Genomic DNA, 19813 nt, shown 5'->3' with positions numbered 1-19813 from the left:
ATCAACCGGGATCAGCCGTATTCGTCGGCTAGCTCCTGATACGCCGCGAGTACCACCTCGGTGCGTTCGACCAGGTCCGGCTCCGGGCGCGAGCGCAGCGAGCCCAGCAGCGCGTCGGCCGCGGTGACCCGCATCCGGGCGCGACTCTGCGCGGCGCGCTGGTCCAGGAAGTCCTGGCACAGCACGGCCAGCTTGCGCAACTGTCCGGAGCGGCGGCGCACCTCCGCGTCGACCTCGGTGAGCCGGCCCGCGATCTCCGCCTGCCGGTCGGTGACCGCGCTGAACAGGCTGCCCGCGCCGATCGGGTCGCCGACCGAGGCGCGCAGGTCGCGGTCGGCGGCGCGCAGTTCGCCGCGCTCGGCGAGGGCCTGCGCCAGGTCCCACAGCGCGCGCTCCAGCGTCGCCGTGGGGTCGGACGGCTCGCCCAGCCGCTCCAGCGCCGGCCAGGTCAGCCGGATCCGGTCGGCGTTCGCGGCCGCGGTCTCGAACTCGGTGCGGTCGCGAGGGTCGGTGAGGTATCGCCGCATCGCCTGTCCCCGGCGGGTCGGAGTGCGCACCAGCATGTAGCCGACCAGCAGGAACATCGTCGCCGCGACGACCGCCAGGAACGTGCGCACCACCGCCGGCGGCCCGAGCCAGTTGATCGCGAGCGCGACCGCGGCGGCGGCCGTCAGACCGGCCGCGTAGAGCGCATGGACCCATTTGTCGACAGGCCAGAAAGGCCCGGCATCGGGAGCGCGGGAGCCGCGCCCGGTCGGCGTCTCGTCCTCGACGGCCGCGAGGCCGCGCTCGACGGCGGTCCCGCCCCATCGCAGTATCCCGACCCGGAGCCCGCGCAGGTATTCGATCATGAAGCGGTCCCGGGCCGGAACCGCCGGCGCAGCCGGACCCCGGCGCTGGCCAGCACGAGCGCGGCCAGCGCGCCGAACACGCCGCCCACCGCACCGCCGAGCACCACCGCGGCCGAGGCCACCGGGATCGACAGCGGGCCGAGCCAGCCGGGCGGGTGCTGGGCCGGCGCCGCGGCCAGCGTCACGAGCGCGGCGGCGGCCAATCCCACGAGCGGGGCGTACGGCTGCGGCACCAGCGCCGCGAGGACCGCCGCGAGCAGCACCCCCAGCAGGGGTCCCAGCCACGGTAGGACCGTGAGCAGGCCGACCGCGGCCGCCGCGACCTCCGCGTGCGCGACACCGCAGACGTTGAGCACCGGCCAGGCGACCGCGGCGGCCAGCGCACCCCACAGGGCGCGGTGGGTGGCGGCGCTCGCCGCTCCCGGGCGCGCCCCGGCGTCGACGGCCTTCACCAGGGTCGCCGGCGCAGCGCTCACAGCAGTCGCAGTTCCCGGGCGCGCTCGACGGCCTCGCGCCGACGACCGGCGTGCAGCTTGCGGTAGATGTTCTTCACGTGGGTCTTCACCGTGTTGACCGACACGTAGAGCGTGGAGGCGATCTCCAGGTTCGACATGGTGCCCTGCAGGTAGCGCAGCACCGTCAGCTCCCGCTCGGTCAGCGGCTCGACGAGGTTGCCGTCCGTGCCGCTACGCGAGCCGCCGGCCAGCGGCGACGAGCCGGCCGCGAGCTCCGCGGCCAGCGGGTGGTACACCGGCAGCAGCGGCGCGAAGTTCGCCAGCAGGTCGCGCACCGGGTGCCCGCCGACCAGGAACGGGCGCCGGAAGCTCTCCTCCTCGGCGATGTCGAGGGCCACCTCCAGGCCGCGCAGCACCCGGTTGCGGTCGCCGAGCGCCCGCCCGGCGAGGCTGGTGAGGATGGCGGCCTGCACGGTCCACGTCAGCGAGGCGTCCACCGACGGCGTGGCGAACTGCGCGGCGGTCGTCGCGGCGGCCGCCGCCTTGCCCTCGATGAGCGCGGCCGAGGCGTCCACGCATGCGGCCCAGCCCGCGAACACGTCGGGGTCGCCGCCGGTGGCCACGAGACGCCGGGCCGCGCCGAGGTCGCCGCCGCTGATGCGCAGCTCGGCCTCGGTCAGCGCGAGCGCGCGCTCGACGGCCGGCGCCAGCGGCGCACCGCCGAGCTCGCGGCGGGCGGTGTGCAGCACTTCGAGGGCGGCCGCGAGCCGGCCCGAGCCGTGGCGCAGCTTCGCCCGTACCGTGGCGATCGAGACCAGCAGGTCGGGGTCGCCGGCGGCGAGGTCGAGCGCCTCGTCCAGCAGGCGGTCGGCCTCCGCGATGCGGTCCCACTCGCCGTACACGCCGGCCAGGGCCATCCGCACCCAGCCGAGGTCGGTGGCGTCGGTGATGCCGAACCGGTCGGCGGTCACCAGCGCTTGGCGACCCAGCCGGGCGGCGGCGCGCAGCCGGCCACGCAGCGACTCGAGCACAGCCAGCTGGCTGGCCGCGCACACCTGGGCCTGGGCCATGCCGGCCCGCTGCGCCAGCACCAGCGCGCCGTGCAGCGGGGCGCCGGCCGCGCCCAGCTCGCCGAGGCGGAGCCGGGCCTCGCCCTCATCGAGAAGCGCCAAAGCGCGAGATTCATCGGTATTGACCGATATTTCGGACATCTCGGTGATCATCCGGCGGGCGTCGCCGGCCAGCCACGCCTCGGCGGCCGTGAACGCCCGGAACATCGGTGCCGAGCGGTCCCCGCCGCAGCGGCGCAGGAAATCGCGCGTGCCCTCCAGGTCGCCGACGCGCAGCCGCTCGGCCGCGAACGCCAGCGGCAGGCGGGGGTCGGTGCTCTCCTCCGACGCCGGGGCGTGCGGTGCGGCCTCGTGCGGCCGGTCGTAGCGGACCCCGCCGACGATGTCGGGCCAGTACTTCTCGAGCGTCTCCACGGCGCTGGACCAGTCCTCGGCCAGCAGCGCGTGGCGCAGCGCCTCGGCCGGGATGCCGTATGTGCCGTGCCAGGCGGCCGCGCGCCGGTGCAGCTCGGCGACCCGCTCCGGGCTGCGGCGAAGCAGCTCCGCGTGCAGGGTGCGAGCGAAGAGGGGGTGGAAGCGGTACCAGCCGCCCGGGCCGGCGTTGCGGGTCAGGAAGGCGTTGGAGCCCTTGAGCTCGGCGAGCACCCGGGCGCCGTCGTCGCGGCCGGTGATCGCCTCGACCAGGCCGGCGTTGAGCCGCGGCGCGATCGCGGTCTCCAGCAGCAGCCGCCGGGTCTCCGGCGGCAGCGGGTCGATGACCTCGCCGGTGAGGAAGTCGCCGACCGCGGTGCTGAACGCGCCGCCGTCGTCGAGCACCCGCTCCGGCTCCGGGTGGCCGCGCATCGCCATGGCGGCGAGCCGCACGCCGGCCGGCCAGCCCTCGGTGATCGAGTGCAGCGCGTACAGGGTCGAGCTCGGCAGCACCACGTCGTGCGCCGCGAGCAGCTGCGCCGTCTCGGAGATCGTCAGGGACAGGTCGTTCGTCCGCATCTCGGTGAGCGAGCCGTTGACGCGCCAGCGGTACAGCGGCAACGCGGGGTCACGGCGGCACGAGAGCACCAGGCGCAGGCGGCCCATGCCGTGGCGTACCAGCGCCTCCAGTTCGGCCAGGGCGTCGGCGTCGCTGATCTCCCGCACGTCGTCGACCACCACGACGTGCGGCTGCTGCAGCGCGTCCACCGCGCGCAGGAGATCGTCGCCGTCGCTCTTCTCGGACTGGGCCGACAGCGCGCCGAGCAGCAGGCCGGGGACGTCCGCGCCGTGCTCGGAATGCGACGTCACCCAGCGCACCACCGGCATCTCGGCGTTGTCCCCGATGCGCACCGTGCGCGCCCACGCGACGAGCGCGGCGGTCTTGCCCCAGCCGGCCGGCGCGGTCACCAGCGTCAGCGGTGAGCGCACCGCGGTGTCCAACTGGGCGACCACCCGCTCCCGCATCACGTAGCCCGGCGGGAGATCCGGCACCGCCAGTGACGGCGGTGCGAAACCTCGGCGATCCTGCTGTACCAACGCTTGTGACACCCGTGCCCCCCGAAATCGCTTTCCCGGCCGCGTTTTTCCACTGGTCTTTCATCCGGGTCAAACGAGACGAGCAAAGCACCGCCGCACGCTGCGGCGCCTCACCCTGGTTGGGTGGTCTGCCCGCCCCTGGCACCGCGATTTCCCTTACGTGCCAACGGTTCCATCGACACCATTCCACCGCCACGCCACCCGCCGAAGGCTCACCCGGAAAGGATGAAGCGTGGTCACCACAGTCCTCGGCAGCGTTCGCGCTGTCGCCCGTCACGTGAACGGGCCGGGGAGGGGGATGAGACAGCATGAGCGCGGTTGCGGGCGAGATCGAGCTTCGCCCCGAGAACGGCTTCGAGTTGAGCCTGCGGGGCTATCATCGGGCCCAGGTCGACAGGTACATCGCGACGTTGCAGATGCGTCTGACGACGGCGGAGACTGAGCTCGCCGCGGCGCGTTACCGGGAGCAGCAGCTCACCGGCCGGGTGGAGAAGCTCGGCACTGAGCTCAAGAAGTGCACCTGCGCCGACCAGTCGGCGAAGGTCGTAGGCGGGCGCATCCAGCAGATGATCGACCTCGCCGAGGAGGAGGCGGGAGCCCTGCGCGCCGAGGCCCGGCAGGACCTCGAGAACGCGCGTTCCGCCGGCGAGGCTTTGCTCGCGGACGCCCGCAAGCACGCCGAGGAAACCATGCGGGACTTCCAGACGGCCCTGGCTCAGCGCCGCGCCGAGGAGGCCCGGGCGGAGGCCAACCGGCGTGCCCAGTGGGACGCCCGCCGCCAGCGCCAGCGCGAGGCGGCCGAAAACCTGCTGGCGACCACGCGCTCGGTCGGCAACGACAGTGTCCAGGTGACACGACGGCTGCTGGACGGGCTCATCGCGGAGCACACCAAGCTCCTGGCCGAGGTGGAGATGGCCGAGAAGGAGATGGCCAACCTCTCTTCCGCATGATGTCGATCAGGCAGGTGCTTCACCCGTCCCGGGTGACGACGGATCACTCCGGGCCACGACAGGATTCCTAACGTGACAAGTCAAGCGACGGACGGAACTGACTCGATGACTGCTGCATCGTCCTCAGTGATCCGTCCGGTCCCGCCAGCCGCGGGCGTCGCGTCGTCGGTGGTCCCCGGCGCGACAGACCTAGCTGGGTCGCTCGGTGAAAAACCGTTGAGCAGGGGGTACTCAACGGTTCAGGGGGCAGCGGTGAGTATGGCCCGCGTCCTGAGCACCGGTCGATCTTCAGCGAGGGCGGCGGGAGCCGATGGGTGGGCGGCTGATCCGGAGGAGGCCGCCCACCCATCGCAAGTCACGTTCTGAGACGTTCCTGCTCCACCAGGACGGCGCCTAGGCGCCGGCGCGCTCCCAGGCCCGCGCCGGCGCCGCACGCGTCCGCGATTCTTCCGCCTTTTCTGCGATGGTGTTCGCATGGCGCGGGACTTCCACGGCCATGATCACGGCCACGGGCATCACGAATACGTTCGTCCTGCGCTGCTGCGGCGGCTCCGGCACGTCGTGGCGACGCACTCGCACGACGCCGCCGGCAAGGTCGACCCGGCGATGGAAGGTTCCCGCGAGGGCATCCGGGCGCTGTGGTTCTCGCTGCTCGTGCTCGGGGCCACCGCCGCGTCGCAGGCGCTCGTCGCGGTGTGGTCCGGCTCGGTGGCGCTGCTCGGCGACTCCCTGCACAATGTGGCCGACGCACTGACGGCGGTGCCGCTGGGGGTGGCCTTCGTCCTGGGCCGCCGGCCGGCGAATCGGCGGTACACCTACGGTTACGGCCGGGCGGAGGACCTCGCCGGCATCGCCATCGTGCTCACCATCGCGGCCTCGGCGGCGCTCGCGGCGTACGCGGCCGTGGACCGGCTCGTGCATCCTGCCGTCGTGACCCGGCTGCCGTTCGTGGCCGCCGCCGGCCTCATCGGCTTCGCCGGTAACGAGCTCGTCGCGCGCCACCGGATCCGCGTCGGCCGTCGCATCGGCTCGGCCGCGCTGGTCGCCGACGGCCTGCACGCTCGCACCGACGGCTTCACGTCCCTGGCCGTCCTGCTCGGCGCGGGCGGTGTGGCGATCGGCTGGCGCTGGGCCGATCCGCTGGTCGGCCTGCTCATCACCGTCGCGATCCTGTTCGTTTTGAAGGACGCGGCGCGCGAGGTGTATCAGCGGCTGATGGACGCCGTCGACCCGGCCCTCATGACCACGGCGGAGGACACGCTGGCCGGCACGCCGGGGGTCCTGCGCGTGGCGGCGCTGCGGATGCGCTGGATCGGCCACCGCCTGCACGCCGAGACCGACCTGGTGGTAGGTCCGAACCTGTCACTCGCTGAGGCACACGCGATCGCGGTCGACGCGGAACATCGCCTGCTGCACGCCGTGCCCCGCCTGACGGCCGCCACGGTGCACCCGGATCCGGCGGCGCCGCATGCCCACGCCTCGCTGGACCACCACCGCCACACGTAGCCGAGCAGCCGAAAAGTCCGGCGACAACGCGAGTCGCCGGACTTTGCCGGTTGCATCAGTATTCAGACCCCGGCTGCTGATACGACTGGTGCTCGCCGCGCCGCGGTCCCTGGTACTCCTCGGCCTGGCTCTGATACTGCGCCGGTTGGCCCTCGTAGCCCCCGGCGGCCTTCTCCGAAACGTCGGGCGTGTCCGGCGCGGCATGGGCCGGGCCGCCCCGTGCCGGGTTCATCGGGAAAGCGACGGCCTCGCGCTGCTGATCCCGGTCGGCCCGGTGTACGCCGCCCGGCGGTGGCGCCGCCGTTTCGAGTTCGAGCGGGGCCCAGTGCACGGTGAGCGCGTACAGGATGATCACGTCGAGGGTGATCATCAGCAGCGACCACACCGGGTAGGCGCCGAGCGAGCCGATCTGCGCGAGCGCATGCAGGGACACGATCACGATCGCCGCGATCCGGGCCACGTTGTTGTGGGCCAGCAGCCCGATCCCGCACGCGGTGAGGAGTGCGCCGAAGACGATCATCACGATGCCCAGCCCGGTCAGGTTTACCACGACCAGGCTGCTGCCGTCGATGAAGGCGACCTGCCGCTGCAGCAGCGCGACCAGGCCCTCGAGGATGTTGAGCACCCCGAGCACGACCAGCAGCACGCCGGCGAACGTGACCCAGCCGGACCAGGCGCTGCTCTTGCGGGTGGTAGCGGTCTCAGCCATGACCTCTGTCTCCCTTTTTCCTGAACCGACACACGTATCCCGGGAGGTCACGGATTCGCCGACCGGCCGCGGCGGACAAGAGAGGAGGCGCCGCGGCCGAATCCGGCGAAGCTCGTGTGGCGACCTCCCTCCCTCGCGAATGCGTTGAACCGGTGCTTTTGGATGCGATCGTTCGGCCGGCCCGGATGACCGAGCATCACCCAGCCCGTGTGAAAGCCCCCGCGGCAGCGTCGAATGGGGTTCGAATGGGGATCGAATGGGGCTTGATACCCGCAGTTCTGCGACCCGGGCCCTCACCCGGGGTGGGTGAGGACTAGTCACCCGCGCCCGTCCGCACAATGCGCTCGTGGAGATGGCCTGGATCCCCGGTGGCACCTTCGCAATGGGTGCCGAGGGCTTCTATCCGGAAGAGGCGCCGGTTCGCAAGGTCGCGGTCGATGGCTTCTGGATCGACTCGCACCCCGTGACGAACGCGGAGTTCGCCTTGTTCGTGCAGGAGACCGCATACCAGACGGTGGCCGAGCGGGCCACCGATCAGGGACCGCCGGGTTCGATGGTATTCGTGCAGCCGCCGGGTCCGGTGCCGCTGCGCGACTGGCGTGTCTGGTGGGAACTGCGGCCCGGCGCGTCCTGGCGTCACCCGTTCGGAGAGGGCTCGGACATCCGCAAGCGGTCCGCCCACCCGGTCGTACACGTCGCCTACGAGGACGCCATGGCGTACGCGAGCTGGGCCGGCAAGGACCTGCCCACCGAGGCCGAGTGGGAGTTCGCCGCGCGCGGCGGGCTGGACGGGGCGCCGTACCCGTGGGGTGACAAGCCCGAACCCGGGCGCGCCAACATCTGGCATGGGATCTTCCCCTGGCTGGACCGCAGCGATGACGGCCACGGGACGAGCCCGGTCGGCGCGTTCGCGGCCAACGGATACGGCCTCTTCGACGTCGTCGGCAACGTGTGGGAGTGGACGTCGGACTACTATCGCTCGGGCAACGCGCGGTTCGGTGAGCTCGAGGGTGAGATCCCGGAGAACCCCCGTGTAGACTTGCCGCCCGGCGCTACGGTGTTCGCCAGCCGGGTGCTGAAGGGCGGTTCGTATCTGTGCTCCACAGACTACGACCACCGGTTCCGGCCTGCGGCTCGGCAGCCTGAAGCGATCGACAACGGCAGTTGTCATGTCGGCTTCCGCTGTGTGCGCAGGCAAGCCCCGAAAACCGGGTGATCACGCACCGTCATTTGTTCACCCCCTACGGGTGAGGCGACATCACCTTTTGTCGCCTCACAATCCCGTGGTCATCCGCCGTGCTGCGGTGGGTGGGAGGGGGCGAAATACGTTGGGGCAGAAAACGCTCGTTGACACCATCACCCGTCCCGCACTGCACTTCGCAGTGCCCGAGCCGCCCCGCTATCACGTGCCGCGACCGCGTCTTCTGGACGCTCTGGATCGCGCCGTGGCGGGGCCTTTGACATTGATCTCCGCTCCGGCGGGGTGGGGCAAGACCACCCTGCTGGCCGAGTGGGTGGCGGCAGGGCGAGCGCCCTGGCCGCTCGCGTGGTTGACGGTCGAGGCACACCACGGCCCACGTTTTTGGGAGCATGTGGTCGACGCGGTCACTCAGGCGACCGGGGAGCACCCGGCCGAGGAGGCCGGCGAGGGCCCGGGTGAGGCCCTGGAAGAGCTCGTCACCCTGCTGCGCCGGGCAGGCCCGCCCGTGGTCCTGGTCCTCGACGACCTTCAGGAGCTCTCGGTACCGCGCGTATGGGGGGAACTGGAGACGCTGCTCTCCCAGTCGGGTGAACGCCTGCGTCTCGTCATCGCGTGCCGTACCGATCCGGCGCTTACGCTGTACCGATTCCGGATCCGCGGCGCGCTGAGCGAGCTGCGGACCGGGCCGCTCGGGTTCACGCTCGACGAGACCGCACAGATGCTCAACGCGCACGGCGTGCGGCTGGCCGAGTCGGCGCTCGTCGAGCTGCACGCGGTGATGAAGGGGTGGGCCGCCGGCCTGCGCCTGGCCGCGCTGGCGGTGCAGGGTCATCCGGAGCCGGACAGCCTCGTGCCCCGCTTCGCATTGCAGGACCGGGCGCTGGGGGAGTACCTGGTCGGCGAGGTCTTCGACACGCTGCCGGAGGACGTCCGCGAAGTCGTCCTGTGCACGTCGGTCCTCGACCAGGTCAGCTCGGAGCTCGTCGAGGCGCTCACCGGCCGCGTCGACGGCGCCCGCATCCTGGCCCAGCTGGAGCACTCGAACCTCTTCGTGGTGCAGGGCAGCGGCAACGCCGGCATGTTCCGGTGCCACCCGCTATTCGGGCTCATGCTGTACGACGAGCTCCGACATCGCCGACCAGAGCAGGTGCGCCAGCTGCACCGGCGGGCGGCGGACTGGTTCGCCTCGCACGACCAACCGGCCGACGCGCTGCGCCACGCGCTCGCGGCGCGCAACTGGAGCCAGGCCTCGGACCTGCTGGCCGCGAGCTGGCAGGAGCTGGTGCCGGGCGCCCGGATGCGCACCATCAAGGAGCTGGTGCCGCCGCCTCCACAGGAGGTCCGCAACGATCCGAAGCTGGCCCTGGCCTTCGCGGCCGAGCGCCTCGACGCGAGCGATCCGCAGGGCACCGAGACGTTCCTGCATCTCGTCGACCGATCGCAGCACACCCTGGTCGACTCGGCGCGGGCGGCGCTCCGCCCGATCGTGGACAGCTTTCGGATGGCTGAGGCTCATCAGAGCCAGAAGCCTGAGCTGATCCTCGCGACGGCCCCGCTCCTCCTGCGCGAGGACACCGGCCTCGACGACCAGGACGCCGCGCGCATGCGCGCCCTGGCGCTCGTGGCGGTCGGCGGCGCGCGGCTCATCCAGGGCGATCTCGTCGCGGCCGAGCACGCGCTGATGGAGTCGCTCAACCTGGCCCGCCGCTGTGGCGGGGTCCAGTCGCAGCTGGCCGCGCTGCGCCAGCTCGCCCAGCTCAACGCGACCCGGGGCCGGCTCACCGCCGCGATGCGGTACGGCAAGGAGACCCTGGCTCTGGCCGATCGCGAGGGCCAGACGCAGGGCAGCGACGTGGTGTGGGCGCAGCTGACCGTCGCCGAGGTCTGCTACCTGCAGGCCCGGGTCCGCGCGGCCGAGCACTACCTCGACCGTGCGCTGGACGGGGGCGGGCTCGCCGACCCGGCGCTGGTGGCCGTGGCGACCATGACGAGGGCGCACATCCGCGCCGCCGCGGGCGACGCGCGGGCCGCGTGCACCGAGCTGGCGGCCATCCGCCGGCAGCTCGCCGACTGGCGATACACGCCGCGCATGCAGCACTGTGTCACTCTCGCCGAGGCGGAGCTGCGGCTGGCTGCCGGGGACGTGGAGGCGGCCAAGCGGCTGCTCACCCTCGAACCGGTCGAGATGCTGGCGCCCTGGCTCGGCGTGGTGCGCGCCAAGGCCCACCTCGCGGAGCGCCGCCCGGCGGCGGCCCTCGGCGCGGTGCAGCCCTACCTGGAGCCCACGACCGGGTCGCTGGTGTGGACGGTTGACGCCAACCTCACCAGTGCCCGCGCCCTGCGCGCGCTGGGCGACCGCTCCAAGGCCGGCCGGGGGCTGGAGCAGGCCCTGCGCTTCGCCGACGACGAGACGATCCGCTGGCCCTTCGTCGCCGGCGGCCAGCCGGTGCGCGAGCTGCTCGTCACGTACCTGCCGGCGGGCAGCGGCTACCGCGGCCTGGCGGAGGACATCGCCCAGGAGCTCAACGGCTTCGGCCGCCCGCCCGCGGCCGCCGGCGAGCTCGCCGAGCCGCTGACCGAGCGGGAGCTGGCGGTGCTGCGCTACCTGCAGGGCACCCTGTCGGCCGGCGAGATCGCCTCGATGCTCTACGTGTCCGTCAACACCGTGAAGACGCACATGAAGAACATCTACCGCAAGCTCGGCGTGGGTCGGCGGCGGGAGGTGATTGAGCGCGCTCGTGAGCTCAATCTGCTGTAACAGCCGCAAGGATTAAGGAGCGCGACCCGAACCGGGCCGCGCTCCTTTTTGTGCTGTCCCTTTGTTCGTGCTGTGGCAGTTCGTGCTGTGGCACTGCGAACGGGACGCGGCAGATAAGCGGGGCCAAGACAAAGAGCAGCGGCGGCGTCCTCCACGAGGACGCCGCCGCTGCTGGCGGGGCGGGTGGCTCAGTGGTTCACGTAGGGCCGCGCGCCGATCGCGGCCAGTTTCTCGCCCTCGCCGTCCACGGCGGCCCGGGCGATCGCCGCCTCGCTCGCGAGGACCATCGGCAGCGGGTCGATCAGCGGGTCCAGCGACTCCAGGGACGCGCGCTGGACCGGCACCCGCGACTCGTCCGTCGGGTCGTCGAGCACGACCGGCACAGTCGCCTGGCCGATCGCGCGGACCCAGGTGGTGGGCGGGTCGCCGACGAGCTCCGCCTCGATCGTCTCCTCGGCCAGGACGAAGTCGACCGGGGCGCCGACCGAGGCGGTGACGACGACGGTGTCCTGCATCGAGGGCACGGTGACGGCGGGCGCGGTGACGGGGACGTCGTCCTCGTCCGGGTCGACCATGATATCGATCATGATGATGTCGTTGAGCTCGGCGCTGTGACGCACCACCGGGTGGCCCCTCTTGTGCCGGCCGCGGTAGGAGTCGGAGCGGCTGTTGCGGCGCAGGGCCAGCTTCGCCGTCGAGACCGGGCGGCGAGGCTCCTCGGGCTCGAGGTCCTCGGGGGCGACGACGCTACCCCGCGGGATCGTGAGGATGAACAGGATGATCACGTCCAGCGTGACCATCAGCAGCGACCACGCCGGGTAGGCGCGCAGCATCGCCAGCTGGGAGATCGCGTGCAGCGCCACGACGCTCACCGCGGCCAGCTTGGCGCTGTGCTTGCGGGCGCTCAGCGCGAGGCCGGTGACCGTGAGCAGCACACCGAGCGTCACCGTGGCCGCGGCCCAGGTGCCGGCGCTGGTGAACGCCACGTCGTTACGGTTGAAACCGACCCCGCCGCTGGCGAAAGCCACCAGCAGACCCTGCGAGACGTTCAGCGTGCCCACCAGCGTGAGCATCGTCGTGCCGAACATCCGAAATTCCGTCACCCGCATCCGCCCGTCTTCTCCCTCGCGTTAGCTGCGGAAATCCTTGATTCACCGGGAAATGCGTGAGGCCGTGCCGGTCCCCGGTCGAAGACCGAAGACCGGCACGGCCTATATCCCCCGTTACTTGTTCCCCCCGGAACAGGCCCGACCCGTGGTGTCCGGTCCCGCCGCCCGCGGCACCGGACACCGGCGCAGACCCCTCCGCGCCGGTTGCGGGGCATCGGTTGATCCCTCCCGCGGACATGGGTGGATCCCCCGGCCTCCCCGGTTCCCGGACATCGGCGCCTGCCTCAGTCGGCAACGTGTCGTGCCTGAGAACATCTTTCGAGCGAGCCGGGTGAATGGGGATCACCCTCGATGGGTGAAGGGCCGGGTGGCGGACCGGCGGCCGGCGGCGCTACACGGGCTCGGCGGCCAGCAGGCAGGCGTCGTCGTCGGGGTTGCTGCGGTGGGCGAAGTCGAGCGCGGTGCGCAGCCGCTCGCCCGGCGCCGAGGTGCGCATGGCGAGCCGGACGTCATCGACGAGGCTCTGCACGCCCTGGTCGATGGCGCGGTCGCGCTGCTCGACGACGCCGTCGGTGTACATCAGCAGCAGGTCGCCGGCATCGACCGTGACGCGGGCCGTGGCATAGCGGGCGGCCGGGTCGACGCCCAGCGCCATGCCGGAGGGCTGGGCCAGCGCGCTCACCCCGGCGGCGGTGGCCCGCAGAATCGGCAGGTGCCCGGCACGCGACCAGGTCAGCGAGTGGTCGGCTGGGCGGAACCGGCCGCAGACGGCGGTCGCCAGCGTGGTGTTCGGGCGTCGGCACAGCATCCGGTTGAGCGCCGCGAGGATCGCACCGGGCTCGTCACCCGCGAGCGCCAGCCGGCTCATGGCCGCGCGCAACTGCCGCATCGTCGCGGCGGCGGCCCGGCCGTGGCCCATCACGTCGCCGACCGCGAGCATCACGTCCCCGCCGGGCAGCGGGGTGGAAAGATACCAGTCGCCCCCGACGTTGGAGGCGTGGTCCGCGACGGCGTACCGCACGCCCACCCGGACCCCGTTGATCTGCTCCCGCACCGCCATCGCCATGTCGCATATCGTGTCTCCACCGGGGCACCCTGCGGCTCGCCTAAGGCGGGTGAGAGCCTAGATGAGGCTCAACTCCCTTCCCCGGCGCACCGCGTCACGCCGGCGGCTCACCCCCAGCTTGCGGTAGACGTGCCGGACGTGGGTCTTGACGGTGTTCGACGAGACGCTGAGCACCGTGGCGATCTCGGCGACCGAGAGCATGCTGCGCAGGTATTGCAGCACCAACGTCTCCCGTTCGGTCAGCGGTTCGGTGATCTGCCCCGTGGCGGGGGCCGCCAGGGGCTCGGACGACGGCTCGGACGACGGCTCGGATGGTGACTCGGATGGTGACTCGGAACGGGGGTCGGGCGGGCGCGGCCCGACCTGCCGGTGTGCCTCGGGCGCCTGTGTCACCTGCGGCGGGGGCTCGAGCAGCTCGGTGATCCACGCGCCGTGGCCGAGGAACGGGCCCCTGATGCCCTCGGGCGCGGCCAGGCGCAGCGCGTGCTCGATCTGCTCGGTGGCGCCGACGAGGTCGCCGAGTTGCCGGAGGGCCTGCGCCAGCAGTACCGCCGCCGCGACCGCCGTCACGAGGGAGTCGGGCTGCCGGTTGAGGATGCCCTCGAGCGTGCGCGCCGCCGCCGCTGGCCGCCCCTGGGCGATGCTCAGCCGGGCCCTCGCGAGGGCCACTTCGGGGGCGTCCGGCCACTGGCGGGCGACCTCGTCGAGCACGGCCCGGGCCTTGTCCAGGCGGCCCTCGGCCAGGCACAGGTCGGCGTGCAGCACCCGTGTGGTGACCTCGGCGACCGGAGGCATGGTGCCGATCCGGCTGCCGAGCAGCGGCTCCAGTGCCTCCGCGGCGCCCGCCAGATCCTCCTGGTCGTGCAGCAGCAGGGCGAGGCTGATCGAGCCGCTTACCCAGCCGTACGGGTCGGGTGGTACCTCGGCGGTGATGCTCTCGTCCAGGTGGTAGCGGGCCTCGTCGAGCTGGCCGCGCAACCGGCAGACCGCGGCCAGCACCTGCCGGGCGTAGCTGATGCTGCGCGACTCGCTGATGCCCGCGTCCCGGCTGCCGTCGAGCACCCGCCGCGCGCAGGCCGCAGCCGCCGACAGCCGCCCGCGGTGCAGGTGTACCAGCGCCTGCTGCCGGTTGGCCTGGACGACGAGCAGGTTGAAGCCGGACTTGCGGGCCAGCCCCGCGCCCTGCTCGAGCGCCGTGTCGGCGCCGTCGAGCTGGCCGGTGGCGGTGTACGACTGGGACAGCGCGAGGTAGCCGATCGCCCGGGCCGCGTCCGCGGCGTCGGCGTAGAGGTGTTCGCCGTCGGCCTCGTCGGTGCGCCGCAGCAGCCGTATCGCGGTGGCGCCCGCGCGCTCCCCGTCCTCGACCGTCATCGCCTCCGCGAGCCGCATCGCGGCCAGGATCTCGGCGTTGAGCGCCGCCGGCGACTCGCCCAGCGCGCGCTCGCCCAGCCGGATGAACGTCGACATGCTGGCCGTGTCGCCGGTGTCGCGGCAGCAGATGGCCAGCGCGAAGGCGAGCATCGGGCGCTCGGCGATGTCCGCGGGAGGATGCGGGCCGGTCCGAGGCGCCATCGCGCACGGTCCCGACCCGCACAGTTCCGGCCAGTACTGCAGGAATAATCGCTCCGCGCTCACCCAGTCCGCGCCGAGCACGGCGTGCACGACGGCGTCGCGGGGCAGGCCGTTCGCCGCGTACCAGCCGGCCGCCGCCCGGTGCAGGCCGCGCTCCTCGGCCGCGAGCGTGGTGCGCACCTCGACGCGCAGCACCGAGCGCAGCAGCCGGCGGTAGCGATACCACGAGTGCGAGCCGCCGTAGAAGGTGGCCAGCGCGTTGGCCCGGCTGGCCTGGGCCAGCTGCCGGGCGCCGTTGCGGCTGCCGGTGAGGGCCTCGACCAGGCCGGGGCAGACGGTCTCGACGATCGACGTGCGCAGCATGACGTCGTAGACGTCCGGGTCGATGTGCGCGAGGATCTCCCGCTGCACGTACTCGGTCAGGCCGACCTGCTCGTTCAGCCCCGCCTCGCCGGCGACCAGGTCGATGACGATCCGCTCCGGCTCGTGCCGGCCGACCATCGCCGACAGCGCCACCGCGACCGCAGCGGGCCAGCCCTCGGTCACGTGCCACAGGGCATACCGGAAGTGCTGGGCAAGTCGCACGTCGAAGCGCTCGGCGAGCCCGGCGATCTCGGCCTGGGCGAAGGCAAGGTGGTCGGCGCGCAGCTCGGTGAGCTGACTGCGCACGCGCCAGCGGTACAGCGACAGCGGCGGCTCGTTGCGGGCCAGCAGCAGGAAGCTGATCCGCTCGCCGAGGCGGGTCATCAGGCGCTCGAGCCGGCGCAGCACCGTGCGGTTGGTGACGTTGTGCAGGTCGTCGAGGACCACCACGGCGCGCCCGGGCAGACGGTCGCTCCACGCGTGGGCGGCCGGGTCCAGCGCGATGCCCGCCGCGGTGAGCGCGGCGGCGAGCTGCCGCCAGGCGGCCGGTCCGCAGTTGGGCTCGAACCGCACGTAGGCGGTGCGCCCAAGCGCTCGTCCGGCGTGCAGCCACGACGTGGCGAGCACGGTCTTGCCCCAGCCGGTGGGCGCACAGATGAGGGTCACCGGGTGCTCCACCGCCGCGTCCAGGTGATCGAGCAGCCGTCCCCGCTCCAGGTGTACTCCAGGCAGCGCCGGAACCCCGTGATCGAGTTCCGCCATGGCCGGCGCCGGCCGCACCTCCAGGGGCCGGACCGTCGCGGTCCAGCCGGACGAGCCGAGGAACCGCTCGGCGGCGTCGTTGTGCGCCAATCTGTCAAGCGTGGTTTCGCCGTGGTGGCTGGTATGCACCGTCACTCCCGAAGCCGCGGGTCTACGACGTGTCCGGTCTGCACCTTTCCCGTGCGTGATTGGCCGTCTGCCTGCGTCGAACACCATAGAACTCGAACCGCGATTCGTGGAGGTCTTCATTCAGAATTATCGATCAGGGTAGACGTGGAAGACCCTCCAGGTTCGGTGGTTGAACGCTACATCATTCGATATGTATCAATTGATCGCAAGCCGGCGGCCAACGCCGAGTACGCGTGTCGAGGACTGAAAGGAGATATTCGTCCGGTTTTACTGTCGGCATGACTTGCGGTCGAGCGACTCTCGATTACGGATCGTAACGATGGCAACGGCATGCATCGCCCGTGCTCCGGCCGTCATGCCCATGAACGCACCCGTGGGGGCCTCCGGCTGGTGGGCAACCGCCTCTGCTACCGATGTCACTCGGCGTGTCTTGCCTCATCTTACTCAGATTAATGCTGATCATTACTCTGGGCAAGGCCGCGCTCGGGCTAGAAGTTGCCTATAATTACAAGCTTGTCATCAGTGAAACTCCTCATAGATCGGCATTCATCTACTCGAACACGTGCCAATCTGCAAATTGCAATTATGAAGAACGCTTATATGCCCGCAAAACGGCCAGCCGGGCAGCCCGGTGACGACCACTCGATGATCGCGAATCGGGCCCATGATGGCGAAGATCGATGCGCATCAAGCGCACGGCAGCCGCCGACGGTCCCGGTGACCGCCGCGCGGCGCGGGGGACCGTCGAGGGCGGCGAATGGTCGGCGGACGGGGTGGTGGGCGGTGGTGGGCGGGTGGTGTCAGCTCACCTGAGCCGCCGGGCCGTCCTCGGTGAGCGGGATCCCGGCAGCGCGCGCGAACGACGACAGGCCCTGCAGCAGCGCGGCTCGGTCGTCGGGGGTCATCCGCCGCATCACCGCGGCGATGCTCGCCTGCCGCCGTCGGCTCAGTCCGTCGAGCAGCCGGCGCGCCGTGGGCGTCAGCACGAGCCACACCTCGCGGCGATCGCGCTCGTCGGCGGTGCGCCGCAGCAGCTCCGCGGCCTCCAGCCGGTCGCACAGCCGGCTCGCCGAGGACGGCGCGGTGTGCAGGGCGACGGCGAGCTGGGTCAGGTTGACCGAACCGGCCCGGTCGACCACGGCGAGCACCCGCAGCTGCGCCGCGGACACGCCCGAGTCGTCGTTGGCCGCGTTCGTGACGAGAACGAGCGCCTGGCCGGCGGCGTCGACCAGCGCCGCCGCGGCGGCCATGTCATCGTGGCCAGGCGGGTGCGGTGAGGGTCTGGCCCGCACGTTGTCCTCCGTGTCTCGCGGCAGCCCTTTTGCCGACCTTTGAGATACCCGCTACCGCCGCCGCGGCTACACCCATCGGGACCCGAGCCACATCCTGGAGAACCACTCCGTATATGTAATGTCCATACCTGAGTAGATCGGGTAGAAATAGGCGAAACATGAGGCGACGAGCAGCACGTACGCCCCGGCGATGATCGAGCCGATCAGCCGGTGGTCACTGGCCGGCTTCAGGTGTCGCGGCGGCCCGATGATCGCGCCGAGCACGTAGACCACGGCCAGGACCAGGAACGGCTCGGCCGGCAGGGCGTAGAAGTAGAACATCGTGCGGTGCTCGGGCATCTCGTTGAACCACGGCAGGATGCCGGTCAGCGCGCCGGCCATGATCAGCCAGGCGCGGCCGTCCCGGCGGGCGAACCCGAGCCAGCCGAGCGCCACGAGCGCGGGCAGGAACGACCACCACAGCAGCGGCGTGCCGAGCAGCAGGATCTCCGAGGCGCAGCTGGCCGCGCCGCACGACCCGGACTGGTCCCAGTAGAACGCCACCGGGCGGCCCAGCAGCAGCCACTGCCACGGCCAGGACTGGTACTGGTGCGGCTTGTCCAAGGTGGTATGGAAGTTGTAGGCCTCCACGTGGTAGTGCCACAGGTTCACCAGCGGGTCGATCAGCCGGTCGTGCGGCAGGCCGTTGGTCTCGGCGTACCAGTGCCGGAAATAGCCGTTGTCCGACAGGAACCAGCCCCACCAGCAGTTGATGTACACGAGCCCGGCGACGGCGAACGTGGCCAGGAACCAGCCGGCGCCGTCGCCCCAGATTCCGTCGGCGACCCAGTGCTTGAACCCGGCGCTGCGGCGGGCGCTCATGTCGAACAGCACCATCGCGACGGCGAAGATCAGCACGTAGTAGACGGCGCTCCACTTGACGCCGCAGGCGAGGCCGAGCGAGACGGCGCTCAGCAGGCGGTACCACCGGAAGCCGAGCTTCACCCGCGCGCCCGGCTTCTGCGGGTCGAAGCCGTCCTCCAGCAGTTTCAGCAGCCGGGCCCGGCGCTGCTCGCGGTCGAGCACCAGGAAGAAGAACGCCACCACGATCCAGAACATCAGGAAGATGTCCAGCAGGGCCACACGCGAGAGCACGAAGTGCATGCCGTCCAGCGACATCAGCAGCCCGGCCACGCCGGCCAGGATCGGGGAGCGGAACAAGCGATACGCGGCGATGATGATCAGCAGGATCGAGATGGTGCCGACCGTGACGGCCGAGATCCGCCAGCCGAAGGAGTTGTACCCGAAGATCTGCTCGCCGATCCCGATCATCCATTTGCCCAGCGGCGGGTGGACGACGTATTGCGGGGTGTTGTCCTCGGGGTTCCACTCGACACCGCGCTGCAGCAGGTCCCAGGCCTCGTTGGCGTAGTAGACCTCGTCGAAGATCACGTCCTTCGGGTGCGCGAGGTTGACCATGCGCACGAGCAGCCCGATGCCGGTGATCAGCGCGGCGACGAGCCAGAAGTTGAGGCCCCCGCGCGGCGGCGGGGCGAGCCGGCGGCGGACGATATCGGGCACCGCGCGCACGGGTGCGGCGGCGGGGCTCTCCGGCTCGCTAGCTTGCGTCAGGACACCCGAGGTCATTGGGCGATCGTAGGGTGCGGGATGCCACCATCGCACATGTGCCATTGATTCTGCTCGGAGCGCCGCTGGGAAATCCCGACGATGCGTCGCCGCGCCTGCGCGAAACACTAAAAACGGCCGACGTGATCGCCGCCGAGGACACCCGCCGGCTGGGCCGCCTCGCCCAGCACCTGGGGGTGGAGATCACCGGCCGGCTGGTGAGCTACTTCGAGGGTAACGAGGACCGGCGCACCCCCGAACTGGCCGACCTGCTGGCCCAGGGCCTGACCGTTGCCGTGGTCACCGACGGCGGCATGCCGAGCGTCTCCGACCCCGGCTTCCGTCTGGTCCGCGCGGCGATCGCCCGCGGCGTGCCGGTGACCGCGGCCCCCGGCCCGAGCGCGGTGGTCACCGCCCTCGCGGTCTCCGGCCTGCCCTGCGACCGGTTCTGCTTCGAGGGCTTCCCGCCGCGCAAGCCGGGGGAGCGCCGCGCCTACCTCGCCTCGCTCGCCGACGAGCCGCGCACGCTCGTCTTCTTCGAGTCGCCGCACCGCATCGCCGACACGCTGCAGGACATGGCGCTGGCCTTCGGCGATGACCGCCCGGCCGCGCTGTGCCGCGAGCTCACGAAGACGTACGAGGAGATCCGCCGCGGCACGCTGGCCTTGCTGGCCGCCGACGCCGAGACGGCCCGCGGCGAGATCACGCTGGTGGTGGCGGGCGCGCCGCCGGTCGCCGCCGAGCGGCCGTCCGACGCGGCGCTGGCCGCGGAGGTGGCCGCCCTGGTCGCCGCCGGCGTGGACCGCAAACAGGCGACCCTGGAGGTGGCCAAGCGCCACACCCTGGCCAAGCGGGACGTCTACGCGGCGGTGATCGCCCACAAGTAGCGGTTGGCCGCTCACGTGG

14 protein-coding genes are annotated in these 19813 nt (G+C 71.7%); 5 read left to right on the top strand and 9 right to left on the bottom strand.

The genetic code is table 11. The annotated features are described in order from the left end of the window. Positions 1-11: 11 nt before the first annotated feature. The 3 genes from AB0367_RS13010 to AB0367_RS13000 are packed head-to-tail and all read right to left on the bottom strand — an operon-like array spanning position 12 to position 3840. Complete coding sequence (locus AB0367_RS13010) at positions 12-851, bottom strand: hypothetical protein (RefSeq protein ID WP_366226469.1); 840 nt, start codon at positions 849-851, stop codon at positions 12-14. Next, the gene (locus tag AB0367_RS13005) at positions 848-1327 is read right to left on the bottom strand and encodes a hypothetical protein (protein WP_366226468.1); all 480 of its coding nucleotides are present in this window, start codon (positions 1325-1327) and stop codon (positions 848-850) included. The genes AB0367_RS13010 and AB0367_RS13005 overlap by 4 nt, the downstream gene beginning before the upstream one ends. After that, the gene (locus tag AB0367_RS13000; RefSeq protein WP_366226467.1) at positions 1324-3840 is read right to left on the bottom strand and encodes a LuxR C-terminal-related transcriptional regulator; all 2517 of its coding nucleotides are present in this window, start codon (positions 3838-3840) and stop codon (positions 1324-1326) included. Before AB0367_RS13000 ends, AB0367_RS13005 begins: the two co-directional genes overlap by 4 nt. A 353-nt stretch (positions 3841-4193) precedes the next feature. Here AB0367_RS13000 and AB0367_RS12995 point away from each other — a divergent pair, with 353 nt between their 5' ends. Next, on the top strand, positions 4194-4835 hold the full coding sequence (locus AB0367_RS12995; RefSeq protein WP_366226466.1) for a hypothetical protein: 642 nt from the start codon (positions 4194-4196) through the stop codon (positions 4833-4835). A 474-nt stretch (positions 4836-5309) separates the two neighbouring features. Then, positions 5310-6341 carry a cation diffusion facilitator family transporter gene (locus AB0367_RS12990; protein WP_366226465.1) on the top strand — a complete coding sequence of 344 codons (1032 nt, stop codon included), beginning with the start codon at positions 5310-5312 and terminating at the stop codon, positions 6339-6341. 55 nt (positions 6342-6396) lie between these two features. On the opposite strand, the gene AB0367_RS12985 is transcribed toward AB0367_RS12990, so the two are convergent. Next, positions 6397-7050: a hypothetical protein gene (locus AB0367_RS12985; RefSeq protein ID WP_366226464.1), complete on the bottom strand. Its 654-nt coding sequence runs from the start codon at positions 7048-7050 to the stop codon at positions 6397-6399. Between the two features lie 352 nt (positions 7051-7402). On the opposite strand from AB0367_RS12985, the gene AB0367_RS12980 reads away from it, so the two are divergent. Beyond that, on the top strand, positions 7403-8266 hold the full coding sequence (locus tag AB0367_RS12980) for a formylglycine-generating enzyme family protein (protein ID WP_366226791.1): 864 nt from the start codon (positions 7403-7405) through the stop codon (positions 8264-8266). Then, positions 8220-11009, top strand: a complete 2790-nt coding sequence (locus AB0367_RS12975) for a LuxR C-terminal-related transcriptional regulator (RefSeq protein WP_366226463.1) — start codon at positions 8220-8222, stop codon at positions 11007-11009. The genes AB0367_RS12980 and AB0367_RS12975 overlap by 47 nt, the downstream gene beginning before the upstream one ends. A 188-nt stretch (positions 11010-11197) precedes the next feature. On the opposite strand, the gene AB0367_RS12970 is transcribed toward AB0367_RS12975, so the two are convergent. From AB0367_RS12970 to AB0367_RS12950, 5 genes are all read right to left on the bottom strand, one after another. Next, positions 11198-12118: a hypothetical protein gene (locus AB0367_RS12970; protein WP_366226462.1), complete on the bottom strand. Its 921-nt coding sequence runs from the start codon at positions 12116-12118 to the stop codon at positions 11198-11200. Positions 12119-12509: 391 nt separating this feature from the next. After that, positions 12510-13184, bottom strand: a complete 675-nt coding sequence (locus AB0367_RS12965; RefSeq protein WP_366226461.1) for a PP2C family protein-serine/threonine phosphatase — start codon at positions 13182-13184, stop codon at positions 12510-12512. A 57-nt stretch (positions 13185-13241) separates the two neighbouring features. Next, a complete protein-coding gene (locus AB0367_RS12960; protein WP_366226460.1) occupies positions 13242-15971 on the bottom strand; it encodes a LuxR C-terminal-related transcriptional regulator in 2730 nt (909 codons plus the stop codon). A gap of 839 nt (positions 15972-16810) precedes the next feature. Continuing rightward, on the bottom strand, positions 16811-17302 hold the full coding sequence (locus AB0367_RS12955; RefSeq protein WP_366226459.1) for a MarR family transcriptional regulator: 492 nt from the start codon (positions 17300-17302) through the stop codon (positions 16811-16813). A 66-nt stretch (positions 17303-17368) separates the two neighbouring features. Then, the gene (locus AB0367_RS12950; protein ID WP_366226458.1) at positions 17369-18928 is read right to left on the bottom strand and encodes a phospholipid carrier-dependent glycosyltransferase; all 1560 of its coding nucleotides are present in this window, start codon (positions 18926-18928) and stop codon (positions 17369-17371) included. A 29-nt stretch (positions 18929-18957) separates the two neighbouring features. Here AB0367_RS12950 and rsmI point away from each other — a divergent pair, with 29 nt between their 5' ends. Then, positions 18958-19794: a 16S rRNA (cytidine(1402)-2'-O)-methyltransferase gene (gene rsmI, locus AB0367_RS12945; RefSeq protein WP_366226790.1), complete on the top strand. Its 837-nt coding sequence runs from the start codon at positions 18958-18960 to the stop codon at positions 19792-19794. Positions 19795-19813: the final 19 nt, after the last annotated feature.

Origin of the sequence: Dactylosporangium sp. NPDC051484 (assembly GCF_040689395.1) — a bacterium.
Classification (GTDB): domain Bacteria; phylum Actinomycetota; class Actinomycetes; order Mycobacteriales; family Micromonosporaceae; genus Dactylosporangium.
The sequence above is the reverse complement of the archived record's forward strand: the minus strand, read 5'-3'. Positions and strand labels throughout refer to the sequence as shown.